The organism is Pelotomaculum isophthalicicum JI, from assembly GCF_029478095.1.
In the GTDB taxonomy this organism is placed as follows: domain Bacteria; phylum Bacillota; class Desulfotomaculia; order Desulfotomaculales; family Pelotomaculaceae; genus Pelotomaculum_D; species Pelotomaculum_D isophthalicicum.
The window spans coordinates 45547-59247 of record NZ_JAKOAV010000009.1 but is presented as its reverse complement, the minus strand read 5'-3'; the positions used below and the strand labels follow the sequence as shown (position 1 = coordinate 59247).

The following is a 13701-nucleotide window of genomic DNA, read 5'->3' as shown; positions in this document are numbered from 1 at the left end:
CCTTCTTGTATCTCTATTACAGTAAAAACAAATATTTTATAAATTTCACCCCGCAGCTAGTCATATCTTTTTCGTATATATTTAATAGCGGTAATAATTCGTCTTCACAGGAGATATTATTTCCGACGATATTAAATATACAATTGGTGGTGACTTGCATAATGAGGGCAACTGGATTTGTGCGCCGTATTGATGAACTCGGCAGGTTTTTAATACCCAAGGAAATCAGGAACACACTTCATATTAAACATTACTCATCTTTAGAAATATTAACCGATTACGAGGGTGGAGTCATTTTTAAAAAATTCTCGCCAATTAAAGAACTTGGACAATTAGTGGAAGAATACGCGCAGGCTTTATATGAATCACTTGGTCATACTGTTTGTATTGTTGACAAAGAAAATATTATTGCTGTTGCCGGCTTTAATAAAAAGAGATTACTAAACAGGCAACTTAACCCGGAAATCGAGAGGTTAATGGAGGAAAGAAAAGCGAATCATTATGTTATGCCCATATCATTAACGGTAGTTTTGGAGCGGCGATTATATCCGCCTTGTTTATATCTATTTTCAGTTTTGCAATCAACTTATTCATAAAAGATTAACTGCATCAGAATCTTATTTGCTTATACGGAGCCGATGGGTTCTGACTTTCATTAATGGAAGGTATAGCTATGAGCAAAATGGCTTTCAAATATGGGCTTGACGATGTTCCACCACCGTTGGAGCTAATTCTGTTCGGCTTGCAATGGCTGGCTATTTCAGTTCCCACCATCGTTATCATCGGGAAAGTGGTGGCTGATTTTCATTATAACAGTAACATTGAACAGGTCATATATGTGCAAAAAATATTTTTTGTAACAGCAATTGCCCTATTGACCCAGGTGCTTTTGGGTCACCGGCTGCCGATTGTTACCGGGCCGGCAACAGTATTGTTAGTGGGTGTGGCGGCAAGCACGGGAAGCGACTCGCACACAGTTTACTCCTCAATAATGATCGGCGGTATAATTCTTTCCTTAATTGCCGTTACCGGACTTTTCGGTCGCTTAAAAAAATTATTCACCCCCAGGGTGGTAGCCGTAATCCTAATACTCATCGCGTTTACACTCGCACCAACCATAATGAATCTTATTATTACACCGGTAATGCAGGCATCCTCGCTTTTCAACCTTATTTTTACTCTTGTATTTCTCTTTATTATGTTTGTTTGCGGCAAATATCTGACGGGGATCTGGAAATCCACCATAATAATATGGTCATTACTAACAGGAAGCCTCATCTATTTTTTATTTTTCCCGGATCAGATGGTCTTTGGGCATAGTCAGATGATAAATTTCTCTGCTCCATTTTCCAACCTTTTTAATTTTGAGCTTTCTGTTAATCCGGCTGTAGTGGTATCATTTCTTATATGTTTTTTGGCGCTTTCCATTAACGATCTGGGTTCAATCCAGTCAGTTGGTGAACTTATCGAACCGGATGAAATGGAAAAGAGGATTACCAGAGGTTTGTCCATAACCGGATTGGCCAATGGGCTATCTGGTTTGCTAGGTATAGTGGGAATAGTTAACTTTTCCATGAGCCCCGGCGTCATTGCTTCCACTGCTTGCGCGTCCAGATATACCATGGTGCCTGCTGCCTTAGGCTTGCTTGCTATTTCCTTTTTTCCGAAAGCAGTTGAATTTGTTAGTTTAATTCCAAGAGTTGTGATTGGCAGTGTACTGATTTATGTGATGTGCTCCCAAGTATCCGCGGGTCTGATGGTGGCCTTAAAATCCGCCAAAATTGAATTTGATGACGGTCTGGTCATGGGGCTGCCTTTCATGCTTGGGATAGTGGTATCCTTTTTGCCGGGGGATGTTCTTGGAACCTTCCCTGTGTCTCTGAGACCATTATTAGGTAACGGTTTCGTGGTTGGCGTACTAGTGGTACTTTTTTTAGATCATGTTGTTTACCGGTCAAAAACATAATATTAAGCTTGTTATCTTCGGTAGAAGTCGTAATACATTTCTCGGGCTTAGTCTTCGCTATTTTCCCCATAAATTCCTCCTTTTATAATATCCTGTAAAGTAGATATCTTCCAAATAACCCCTGGCATTTTATACCTAATATGAACCTCCGAGAATAATTCTAGAAAGCTCTTAGCCCTAGCTAGTGACTAAAATTTAACAGAATGCGAACAATAAATGAAGCGTAGAGATTCCGGTGGTGATCAGAAATAAAAAAATATCGTTCACCCTTGATGTCGGCCTTATGGTCGATAGCCATTCCTGGTTTTGGACAGCTTTATATCGGGGATTATCTTATAGGAGTATTGCTGGTTTTATTGGAGTTAGTAATCAATGTAAAAGCAAGTTTGAATTTATCCATCCTATATTCATTCAGAGGGCAGTTTCAGAATGCTTCAGACGTGGCTAACTTCCAGTGGATATTGTTTTATCCTTGTTTATATGCCTACTCAATCTGGCAGGCTTATAACAGGGCAATGGAGATCAACAATGGTTTTATCCAGGCTGAAAAAGACAGAATATTTGCCAATACGAAATATAACGGGTTGTTTATCGGTGTTGCGATGGGAGGAACATTGGGTGTTATATATAGTTGTAGAATCGGTCCTATATTCTGTGGGATTTTAGGTGGAGTAATAGGTGGGTTATTAGGGGCTGTTATTGAGAGACTGAGTAAGGGAATATTTTATAAGAACTAGGGAAAATATAATCAAAAATATCGTGTGGGAGGCAATAAATTTGGAACAACAAACAACAATAGAAGCTCAAGGTACAATACAAGAAATTCACCACCATGCTCCACTAACTTCATCCGAAATAGCAATACTTTGGCGTACAAATGTTTATTATAGTATGCTTGAGTGTATCTATAAGCATTTCCTGAATACATTGGACGCCCCAGACCTTCGTCCATATATTGAGGATGCCATATCTATGTTTGAGAAGCGGGTAAATCGAACTTCTAAAATCCTAAAGAAAGAAGGACCTATCCCAAAGGGGTTCGGAGATGAGGATATAGATTTAGGTGCTCCGAGGTTGTTCACGGATCTATATTATTATTACTTTACCCTTAATTTGGCTCGGATTGGACTCCAACTCGGCGGTATGAACTTATCCCATTCAGTTCGTAAGGATGTTCGGGACTTCTATACAGAAGCTCTTATGTCAACAACGAGGTTCTATAACCGGTTTTCTGAAATAATGCTGGAAAAGGGAATTTATATTCGGCCACCCATTACGAATATTTACAAGGAAGCAGATGTGATAGAAAAACAGAACTTTTTACGCGGGTTCTTAGGTGAACGAAGACCTCTTCTTGCTGAAGAAATAGATCAACTTTTTTTTGGGATTAGAAATAACGAGTTGGCAAAAGCCTTAGCAACTGGTTTTTTGCAAGTCGCTAAATCAGAACAGGTTCGAGCATACATGGTAAAAGGTGTGGAGATCGCTAGGAAACTCAAGGATATATTAAGTTCAGCTCTGCAAAAGGAAAACATTCCGGTCTCAATACAGTCCGGCGAATTGGTCACGGACTCAACTATACCACCGTTATCTGACAAATTAATGATGCAAAATGTGGTTGTGTTAATCGGTATCGTGAACTATGCAACTTCCATTGCATCAAGCTTGAGACATGACCTCATCGTAACTTATACCCGGTTGATTGGCGAGGCTGTGAACTACGGGGAGGATGGGATAAACATTATGATAGAGAATGGCTGGTTCGAGGAACCTCCACGCAAAATAGACCGGCGGGAACTGGCTAAGGAACCGGTACATTAATAAAATTATTTTATTTAACAGGGCTTATTAAAAGGTATTAATCCCAGCAGGAGCAAAACTCGGAAAGGCTCCGAATTTTCACTGGGAACTCTCGCCTCCAGAACGGGAAGACTTCTATGTTTTTCACCGTTATTCTTACTATTTTTCAACAGTGATTACTAACCCAAGAAACCCCCTCAAAGCCTTATCTGGCGGGAGTGTGTGAGAATCGAACTCACCACGGACAGGAGCACTGCCCGACGACTGGTTTTGAAGACCAGGAGCACCACCAGGCACCATCCACCCCCGCTAAGCATTATAACATATATTCTATAACCCGGCAACGAGAGCGGTTACGGAAAGAACTTATCCGGAATTAATCTTATTGTTTTTCGACAGTAACAATAAGTTGTCGCTTTTTGCTGCTGTATTTTGGTTCGCCTTTTTTATATAGGGAGGATTTTTACATGCACCAGCGAATATTTATAAAGTGGTTTAAGTCCGTTAAATCTGGCTAAATAAGCTGATTTGTTGGTAATTTTGTCTTAATTAAAGAGTAATTGTAGGTGGAAAAATGCTGGAGCTCTATAAAGGCATAGAAGAAGACATGAAAGTTGTAGAAAAAGAATTGCAGGCAACACTACAGGCGCAAGACCCCTTTATAACAGAAACATCCACACATCTCTTCTATGCAGGGGGCAAGCGATTGAGGCCTGCTCTAAGCTTATTGGGAGCTAAGTTTTGCAATTTTAAATTAGCAGACGTAATACCCCTGGCAGTTGCTCTGGAGCTAATCCACATGGCCACACTCATTCATGACGACGTGGTTGATAATTCATTGATCCGCAGGGGTCTTCCCACAGTAAATGCAAAATGGGGAAAGGCAACATCAACTCACATTGGAACATATCTATTCGCGAAATCATTGATCTTGATTTCCCAGTATGAAGAAAAGAAACCGCTAATCACAAAAGTTCTGTCTGATGTCAGCGTAAAAATGTGTGAAGGTGAGATCCGGCAGATTTCAGCTTCTTTTGATACCGGCCAGGTATCGAAGGATTATTTTTATAGAGTTAAACGCAAAACAGCGTTTTTGATCATGGCAAGTGTGCAACTTGGGGCGGTAGCTTGTGGGGCAGACAGAAAAACATATTTGCCTCTTCGTAGATATGGGAATAATATTGGTATGGCTTTTCAAATAACCGATGATATCCTGGATATGGTCGCCGACCAGAGCAAATTAGGCAAGCCTGTCGGTGGGGATCTACGCCAGGGAATTATCACCTTACCGGTTATTATTGCTCTTGAAAAATCCGGAGAAAAGAAACGTTTGGTGGAATTGGCGGGGAAAATGGAAAAAAGTGAAGAGGAAGTGCAGGAAGCGATTGAAATAATCAGAAGCTGTGGAGCTATTGATTATTCATTTGAAGTAGTTAATAAGTATCTGAGCAAGGCCAAAGAAGAATTGATGGCTTTGCCCGATTTGCCTGCGAGGAATAATCTTTCGGCAATCGCTGATTTTATTGGTATCAGAAAGCATTAACATATATGGACAACAGTATAATATAAGCTAATTCTTCCCCCGGAGGTATGGGATGGGGCATTATCTAATATCTCTAGACTTGAGCGATAAATTATGTCTGGTTATTGGCGGTGGACAAGTAGCAGAACGTAAAGTATACTCCTTAATTGAAAGTGGCGCCTTGGTTCGGGTTGTCGGCCCGGAATTAACCCCGGGTCTCAAGGATATGGTAGAATCAGGCCGGATTCTCTACAGACAGGGGCAATACCTTCCGGCAGACTTAAATAATATTTTTCTGGTAATCAGCGCCACGGACAACAAGGAAGTAAACCGGCAGGTTGCTGAGGACTGCGCTTCCCGAAACCTGTTAGTGAACATCGTTGATACCCCGGAGAAATGCAATTTTTTCGTTCCTGCCGTAGTCAAACGGGGGGGGCTTTCCATCGCGGTATCGACCAGTGGCAGGAGTCCGTTGCTGGCCAGAAAAATACGTGAGGAACTGGAAACAACTTACGGTCTTCAATATGGTGAGTTTCTGGATTTGATCGCTGATATTCGCAGAGACGTAATTAATAATGTTTCCGACAAAAACAAGAAAAAAGAAATTCTTGAGAATATGGTTTGTGACGAAGTTTTGGATTTTCTTAAAAGCGGCAGGATGGATATGGTAAAGGAGAGAATACTTAGTGCTTATCGCAGTGGTAGGACTTAACCACAGAACAGCTTCGGTTAAGGTGCGGGAGAAGTTGTCATTCAGCGGTATTTCCCTGGAGAAAGCTTTGAAGCAGCTAAAAACTTATCCCGCGATACAAGGATGTGTTATTTTATCGACATGTAACCGGACTGAAGTCTACGCCGCCACGACGGAGGTGGATGAAGGGCTTAACGCCATCCGGGATTTTTTATCTCGCTGGTCTGGTGTGGATGTTTCTGAGATAATAAATATAACTTATTGTCATGCCCTTTACGACGCTGTCCGGCATCTATTCAGGGTCGCGGCAGGATTGGACTCGATGCTGCTTGGTGAGACCGAAATACTTGGCCAGGTAAGGGCGGCTTACCTGCAGGCTTATGACTATTATACGACCAACCGTATAATTAATACCATGTTTCAACAGGCTATTGCTATCGGGAAGCGCGTACGGACGGAAACAGGGATTGATAGGAATGCCGTGTCAATCAGTTATGCAGCGGTTGAGTTGGCGAAGAGCCGGCTGGGCAGCCTGTCCAGTTGTTCGGCGCTCATCATCGGCGCCGGCAAAATGAGTGAACTGGCTGCAAAACACCTTGTGGCAAACGGTGTTTCTGGTATTATTGTTTCAAACCGTTCCTTCGACCGGGCGGAGTTGCTTGCGTCACAGATGGCGGGGAAAGCGGTCAATTTTAATGAATTGTCCAAATACCTTGAAACGGCGGACATTGTAATTAGTTCTACCGCGGCTCCCCATTGTGTGATTAAAACTGCCGAAGTAAGTCATATTATCGAAAGAAGACACGGACGGGAGATGATTATGATTGACTTGGCAGTACCAAGGGATATCGAAACTGGAGTCGGCGAGCTTGAGGGAGTTGCCCTCTATGATGTTGACGACCTGGAAATGGTTGTGGATCGCAACCTGGCTGAAAGAAAACAAGCAGCCATAAGAGCTGAAAAAATAATCGAAGAAGAATTAAGTGAATTCATGAAGTGGTTGGGGACACAGTTCGTTATTCCTACAATCTCCGCTTTAAAACAGTGGGGGGAAAATATTAAAAGAAATGAGCTAAGGCACGCGTTAAACCGTTTGGAAAAGCTTTCCGAGCACGATCAAAAAGTGGTTTGCTCACTGGCCAATTCGATTGTCAATCAGATCTTGCATATACCGGTGACTCAGCTAAAAAATTATGCGTTGACCAATGAAGGACACCTTTACACCGAGGTGCTGCAAAACCTTTTTTGCCTTAACGTTCCCGGCCAAAAAACCACAAAAAAGACACCGAACGCTAATACTGAAAACAATACCGGTCTTGCCTAAAATAATTGGGAGTTTTATATGAGCAAAGAAATCGTTATCGGTACAAGAGAAAGCAGGCTGGCTCTTTGGCAGGCTAATTGGGTAAAAGACTGCTTGCAGAAGTTAGCGCCAGCATATAGTTTCCGGATAAAAGGTATTAAGACTCTGGGAGATAAGAATCTTGATACGGCCCTGGCAAAAATCGGAGATAAGGGGCTCTTTACGAAGGAACTGGAGCTTGCTCTGCTGCGCGGTAAAATTGATTTGGCTGTGCATAGTATGAAGGATATGCCCACTATTTTGCCGGAGGGACTGGTGATAGGAGCGGTATGCCGCAGGGAAAATCCCGGCGACGTGCTGATTTCTCGCAAAGGTAATAAACTCGAGGATTTGCCTCCGGGCGCTATTATCGGCACCAGCAGCCTCAGACGCCGCGCTCAGCTTTGTCACTACCGGAATGATTTTAAAATTATCAACCTGCGTGGCAATGTCGACACCCGCTTGGGCAAACTGGAAAGCGAAATGATGGATGCTGTCGTGCTTTCTTTCGCGGGAGTGCACCGTCTGGGACTGGGTGACAGGATTACGCAGTTGATTCCTCTCGAAGTATGCTTGCCCGCGGTGGGGCAGGGTTCTATTGGCGTGGAAATACGCGCCGGGGATGAAGAAATGCAAAACCTGACCGGTAAAATTGATCACCATGAGTCGCGCTTGGCTGTTACTGCTGAAAGGGCGCTTTTGAGGAAACTTGAAGGCGGTTGTCAGATACCGGTCGGCGCTCTTGGTACGGTTGACAACGGGCGCTTATTGCTGGAAGGAGTAGTAGCGAGTTTGGATGGCAGTAAACTTGTGCGCTCTTCCTGGTCAGGCTCGGCTGAGGATGCGGCGTCTATCGGCGTACAGTTGGCGGAAAAGCTGGCACAAATGGGTGCGGGAGAATTATTGCGGAGTATGCGGCAGGAGAATTGTCATAATGTATGAAGGCGTTGTTTACCTGGTGGGCGCGGGACCCGGCGACCCGAAATTAATTACCGTACGCGGTCTTGAATTGATCAAAAAAGCCGATACAATTATATATGACCGGTTGGTGGCCCCCAGGCTCCTGGCATTTGCCCGGCCCGGGGCTGAAATTATTTATGCGGGCAAGGAACCCGGTTGCCACGCTATAAAACAGGAGGAAATATGCCGCCTGTTGGCGGAGAAAGCCGGCGAGGGGAAGGTTGTAGTCCGGCTGAAGGGAGGGGATCCCTTTGTTTTCGGCCGTGGCGGAGAGGAAGCCGAAGCTCTTCATGAGGCGGGAGTGCGTTTTGAGATTGTTCCAGGAGTGACCTCGGCCATTGCGGCGCCCGCTTATGCCGGCATTCCGGCGACTCACCGGGATTATGCGTCTACCCTGGCTATTATTACCGGAAATGAAGCCCCGTTAAAAGATGATTCCAGTATTGACTGGGAGAAAATCGCCACGGGTGCGGATACTTTAATATTTCTGATGGGTATGGCGAACTTACAGGAAATAACGCAGCGTTTAATAAATGGCGGCCGTTCTTCTCAAACACCGGCGGCGTTGGTAAGATGGGGTACGAGACCGGAGCAACGCACTCTGGTCGGAACACTGGAGAACATTAATGAGCAAGCTGAAAGATCGGGTTTCACAAACCCTGCTGTAATTATTGTGGGCGAGGTCGTTCTATTAAGGGAGAAACTGAAGTGGTTTGAAAACAAACCTCTATTTGGCAAAAAAATATTGGTAACCCGTGCGAGAGAGCAAGCCGGCGCTCTTTCAGAGAAAATTGAAGCCCTTGGCGGTGAATCACTGGAATTTCCCACTATAAAAATTGCTGAACCTGTAGATTTTGCTTCTTTGGACCAATCTATTAAAGAACTGAATAATTTTAATTGGGTAGTTTTTACAAGCGTGAACGGTGTTGAGTCTTTTTTTAAGAGGCTGCGCCACCACCGGAAAGATATACGTGAGCTCTATAACGCAAGGCTTTGCGCTATCGGACCCAAGACAAGAGAAGCGCTGGAAAGATACGGGCTTTTGGTGGAATACATACCCGGTGAATACCGGGCTGAAGAAATAGCCGTGGGGCTGCGCGGCAAACTAACATGCGGAGAGCGTGTGCTTTTGCCAAGAGCGGCGGAAGCGCGTAAAGTATTGCCAAAGGCATTAAGCGAAATGGGAGCTGTTGTGACTGAAGTTGCCGCTTATCGTACCGTGCCGGCGGCCGGCAACAGTGCCGCGTTAAAAGAAGTACTCGGACGTGGCGAGATAGATCTGGTTACCTTTACCAGTTCCTCCACCGTACGATACTTTGTTGAGATGGCCGGCAGCCCGTTGCTTAGTGCTACGCGGGGGAAATTCGCTGTCGCCTGTATCGGACCGGTTACTGCAGGCGCTGCCCGCGCATTGGGCCTTCAGGTTGACATGGTGGCGGAGGAATATACAATCGAAGGATTGGTTGAAACCATCGTTAAATCACAGGAGTCAGAATTCAGGAGTCAGAATTCAGAATTCAGGAGTCAGAATAAGAGCATGGTTTTTTATCTTTAAATATTCTGAGTACTGACTCCGGACTCCTGAATACTTAAATATTGCGAGGGTGTGGAATAAATGATCGGCGTTACTAAGCTATTGTGTGGTGATGAATATTTCGGTGACTCACTGCGTTATAGCAGCGGAGCGGGAAACCAAGCACACGGCGTAAACGCGGGGCATGGGCCGGTAGTGGTATGGAACTGTACCCGGACCTGTAATTTAAAATGTATTCATTGTTATTCCACTTCAGACGCAAAAAAATATGAAGGTGAACTGACCACTGGGGAAGCGTTGCGTTTTATCGATCACCTGGCGGAGTTTAATGTGCCTGTTCTCTTGATTTCAGGAGGCGAACCGCTTTTAAGAAATGATCTGCCGGAACTGATTACTTTCGCGGTAAGTAAGGGCATCCGGGTGACTTTATCCTCCAACGGCACCTTGCTCAATGAGGAAAAAGCTAAAATTTTTAATAAATTGGGTATCAGTTATATTGGCGTCAGCCTTGACGGCACCGGTGCAATAAATGACCGCTTCCGGGGCTGCGGGGGTGCTTTTAACGCTGCCCTCAACGGCATCAGGAACTGCATTGCCGTGGGACAGCGGGTAGGTTTGCGCTTTACCATTAACAAGCATAATTATCATGAAATAAATGATATTTTTGACTTGATTGAAAAGGAAAATATACCACGGGTTTGCTTCTACCACTTGGTTTATACCGGCAGGGGAAGCAAAATGGTTGGGGAGGATATATCCAAGGATGAAACGCGCGCGGCCGTAAACTTGATTATTGAACGTACGGCAGACTTCCACCGGCGCGGTCTGAGGAAAGAAATTCTGACAGTGGATAATCACGCCGACGGTATTTACATATATCTTAAACTCAAAAAGACTGACCCGGCAAGAGCGGAACAGGTTTTAACGCTGCTCCGGATGAACGGCGGCAACCGCACCGGGATGGCGATCGGAGCGGTAGATTGGAACGGAAACGTACACCCAGACCAATTTACCCAAAACTTAACTTTTGGCAATGTGCGGGACAGGAAGTTCGGAGAAATATGGACCGATTACTCACAGCCTGTTTTAGCCGGACTGAAAAACCGGAAGCCGCTCCTGAAAGGTCGCTGCGCTCAATGCAAGTGGCTGGATCTCTGCAACGGCAATTTCCGGGCCCGCGCCGAAGCGGTAACCGGTGACTTCTGGGAAGCTGATCCGGCCTGTTACCTGACTGATGAAGAGATTGGACTGCAATAATAGATAGGAGTCAGAATAAGAGCATGGTTTGTGTTGAAATATTCTGCCCTGAAGATAAATCATTACCATTTTCAGCCACCCAATGGTGAAGCGAAGCTTCTTTAAGTCTGAATTTTTAATTCTGACTACTGACTTCTGAATTCTGAATACTTGAATTATGGGGGTCCTATACTATGTCTTTCCCCGTACAGCGTCCAAGGCGTTTGCGGTCAAATGAAATTATTCGCCGGATGGTACGTGAGACGGCTTTATCCGTGGACGATTTCTTATACCCCGTTTTCGTTACTCACGGGGAGGGCGTTGCCCGGCCTGTCGAGGCTATGCCCGGCATATATAACTACTCGATAGACAGGCTACTGGAGGAACTGACGGAAGTAGCCGGGCTCAAAATACCCGGTGTTCTTCTTTTCGGCATCCCCGCAGTTAAAGATGACCTTGGCTCGGAGGCATATGCCCGCGACGGGATTGTCCATGAAGCGGTGCGGGCAATTAAAAAAGCATTCCCCGGTTTATTGGTTGTAACTGATATATGTCTTTGTGAATACACCAGTCATGGTCATTGCGGAGTGGTTGAGAACGGCAGTGTGTTAAACGACCCGACTCTTGAGTTGCTGGTCAAGACAGCTCTGTCTCATGCCGCGGCGGGGGCGGACATGGTTGCTCCTTCCGATATGATGGACGGACGTGTGGGAAAGATTCGCGCGGCGCTGGATGCCCAAGGATATGAAAATGTTTTAATTATGGCTTACTCCGCCAAGTATGCATCGGCTTTTTACGGACCTTTTCGCGAAGCGGCGGGTTCGGCCCCGCAATTTGGCGACCGCAAGACCTATCAGATGGACCCGGCCAACGCCGGTGAAGCCCTGCGGGAGGCGCGGCTGGATATAGAAGAGGGAGCTGACATCGTCATGGTCAAGCCAGCCCTGGCCTATTTGGATGTGATCCGGCGGGTCAAAGACGAAACCGGTTTTCCGGTGGCGGCGTACAATGTCAGCGGTGAATACAGTATGGTTAAGGCGGCGGCGCAAAAGGGCTGGATCGATGAGCGAAAGATTGTCATGGAGTTACTCACCGGCATTAAACGGGCGGGGGCGGACATTATTCTCACCTACCACGCCAAGGACGCGGCAAAATGGCTGCGGGAAGGGGAATAGCCGTGATAGTATCCTGGAACACCACCAATGCATGCAACATGTACTGCCGGCACTGCTACCGCGACGCCGGGGAAAGGTCAAATGAGGAACTGAGTACAAAAGAAGGCCTGGCGCTGGTAGACCAGATAGCTGAAGCCGGTTTTAAGATCATGATCTTCAGCGGCGGGGAGCCGCTGATGCGCGACGATATATATACGCTGCTAGAGCGGGCGAAGGAAAAAGGACTGAGACCTGTTTTCGGCACCAACGGCACTTTGATCAGCGGGGAAGTGGCCCGGCGGCTCAAGGAATCCGGCGCCGCGGCAATGGGAATCAGCCTGGACAGCGTCGACCCGGCCAGTCATGACGATTTCAGGGCTGCACCGGGGGCATGGCAGGGGGCGGTGGAAGGGATGCGCGCCTGCCGGTCAGTTGATCTTCCTTTTCAGGTCCATACTACCGTGATGGAATGGAATCTGCCGGAAGTAGAGAAATTAACCGACTTCGCGGTAGATATCGGCGCTGTCGGGCATCATATTTTTTTCCTGGTTCCATCCGGCCGCGCTGTCAACATTGAGGCTGAATCATTGCAGGCCGCCCAGTACGAAGCATTGTTGCGCCGCATAATGCGCAAGCAAACTGAGGTTAAGATTGAGTTGAAGCCGACTTGCGCTCCTCAGTTTATGCGGATTGCCGCCCAATTGGGGGTGAAGACACGCTTCAGCAAAGGCTGCCTGGCCGGGATATCTTACTGCATAGTCAGCCCTGGAGGTATCGTCCAGCCGTGCGCCTACCTGAATATCCCGGCCGGTAATGTCCGAGAGAAGACTTTCGGCGAAATCTGGCGCGACTCAAAAATTTTTCATTCATTGAGAAACGGGGAGTACAAAGGAAGCTGCGGCTCCTGTGAGTACAAACAGATCTGTGGCGGCTGCCGGGCCCGCGCTTATTTCTACCACGGCGATTACCTGGCTGAAGAACCGTGGTGTCTTTACCGGGCCGAACACTAAAGGTTATATTCTGAAGGGGCGTTGTTTCATGCATTTGGATAAAATCGACCGGAAATTATTAGATCTAGTCCAAGATAATTTTCCTTTAATACCGGAGCCGTACCGCAAGCTTGGGGAAATTATCGGTGTGAGCGAGAATGAAGTCCTGGCCAGGCTGAAGCGAATGCGGGACGAAGGGGTAATCCGCCGCCTGGGCGCTATGTTTGAATCAAGAAAACTTGGCTATAGCGGCACTTTATGCGCCATGCAGGTTGAACCGGATAGAGTGGATGAAGTGGCCGCCGTAATAAATTCCTTTTCCGGTGTGACCCATAACTATCTAAGGGAACACCAGATTAATATGTGGTTTACCGTGCTGGCTGGAAGCAAAGATGAGTTAAGTGAAATATTAGGTCTAATCCGTGAGAGAACAGGTATCGGAGAAATAATGGATCTGCCCGCGGAAGAAGTATTCAAAGTTAGAGTTAATTTTAGTCTTTAGTTAAA

General features: G+C 45.9%; 13 protein-coding genes and 1 tRNA gene. 13 read left to right on the top strand and 1 reads right to left on the bottom strand.

Annotated features, from left to right (window positions below; genetic code table 11):
* The first annotated feature begins 161 nt into the window (after positions 1-161).
* From L7E55_RS06745 to L7E55_RS06730, 4 genes are all read left to right on the top strand, one after another.
* A complete protein-coding gene (locus tag L7E55_RS06745; protein WP_277443339.1) occupies positions 162-596 on the top strand; it encodes a stage V sporulation T C-terminal domain-containing protein in 435 nt (144 codons plus the stop codon).
* Positions 597-673: 77 nt separating this feature from the next.
* On the top strand, positions 674-1966 hold the full coding sequence (locus L7E55_RS06740) for a uracil-xanthine permease family protein (RefSeq protein ID WP_277443338.1): 1293 nt from the start codon (positions 674-676) through the stop codon (positions 1964-1966).
* A 344-nt stretch (positions 1967-2310) separates the two neighbouring features.
* Positions 2311-2703 (top strand): hypothetical protein, encoded by a 393-nt coding sequence (locus L7E55_RS06735; protein WP_277443337.1) that lies wholly within the window; start codon positions 2311-2313, stop codon positions 2701-2703.
* Positions 2704-2743: 40 nt separating this feature from the next.
* The gene (locus L7E55_RS06730; RefSeq protein WP_277443336.1) at positions 2744-3787 is read left to right on the top strand and encodes a DUF3231 family protein; all 1044 of its coding nucleotides are present in this window, start codon (positions 2744-2746) and stop codon (positions 3785-3787) included.
* Positions 3788-3976: 189 nt separating this feature from the next.
* Here L7E55_RS06730 and L7E55_RS06725 read toward each other — a convergent pair.
* Positions 3977-4074 (bottom strand) — tRNA-Sec (locus tag L7E55_RS06725).
* A gap of 266 nt (positions 4075-4340) precedes the next feature.
* On the opposite strand from L7E55_RS06725, the gene L7E55_RS06720 reads away from it, so the two are divergent.
* From L7E55_RS06720 to ahbA, 9 genes are all read left to right on the top strand, one after another.
* The gene (locus L7E55_RS06720; RefSeq protein WP_277443335.1) at positions 4341-5309 is read left to right on the top strand and encodes a polyprenyl synthetase family protein; all 969 of its coding nucleotides are present in this window, start codon (positions 4341-4343) and stop codon (positions 5307-5309) included.
* A 52-nt stretch (positions 5310-5361) separates the two neighbouring features.
* The gene (locus tag L7E55_RS06715; protein WP_277443334.1) at positions 5362-6000 is read left to right on the top strand and encodes a precorrin-2 dehydrogenase/sirohydrochlorin ferrochelatase family protein; all 639 of its coding nucleotides are present in this window, start codon (positions 5362-5364) and stop codon (positions 5998-6000) included.
* The gene (gene hemA / locus L7E55_RS06710; protein WP_277443333.1) at positions 5975-7303 is read left to right on the top strand and encodes a glutamyl-tRNA reductase; all 1329 of its coding nucleotides are present in this window, start codon (positions 5975-5977) and stop codon (positions 7301-7303) included. The genes L7E55_RS06715 and hemA overlap by 26 nt, the downstream gene beginning before the upstream one ends.
* Positions 7304-7321: 18 nt before the next feature.
* Positions 7322-8263, top strand: a complete 942-nt coding sequence (hemC, locus tag L7E55_RS06705) for a hydroxymethylbilane synthase (protein WP_277443332.1) — start codon at positions 7322-7324, stop codon at positions 8261-8263.
* Positions 8256-9836, top strand: coding sequence for a uroporphyrinogen-III C-methyltransferase (gene cobA, locus L7E55_RS06700; protein ID WP_277443331.1), 1581 nt, complete (start codon positions 8256-8258; stop codon positions 9834-9836). The genes hemC and cobA overlap by 8 nt, the downstream gene beginning before the upstream one ends.
* A 60-nt stretch (positions 9837-9896) precedes the next feature.
* Positions 9897-11072, top strand: coding sequence for a putative heme d1 biosynthesis radical SAM protein NirJ1 (gene nirJ1, locus L7E55_RS06695; RefSeq protein WP_277443330.1), 1176 nt, complete (start codon positions 9897-9899; stop codon positions 11070-11072).
* Between the two features lie 173 nt (positions 11073-11245).
* Positions 11246-12226, top strand: coding sequence for a porphobilinogen synthase (gene hemB, locus L7E55_RS06690; protein WP_277443329.1), 981 nt, complete (start codon positions 11246-11248; stop codon positions 12224-12226).
* A 2-nt stretch (positions 12227-12228) separates the two neighbouring features.
* Entirely contained in the window at positions 12229-13215 is a 987-nt protein-coding gene (gene nirJ2, locus L7E55_RS06685; RefSeq protein ID WP_277443375.1) for a putative heme d1 biosynthesis radical SAM protein NirJ2, read from the top strand.
* The gene (ahbA, locus tag L7E55_RS06680) at positions 13112-13696 is read left to right on the top strand and encodes a siroheme decarboxylase subunit alpha (RefSeq protein WP_338091182.1); all 585 of its coding nucleotides are present in this window, start codon (positions 13112-13114) and stop codon (positions 13694-13696) included. The genes nirJ2 and ahbA overlap by 104 nt, the downstream gene beginning before the upstream one ends.
* The last annotated feature ends 5 nt before the right edge of the window (positions 13697-13701 follow it).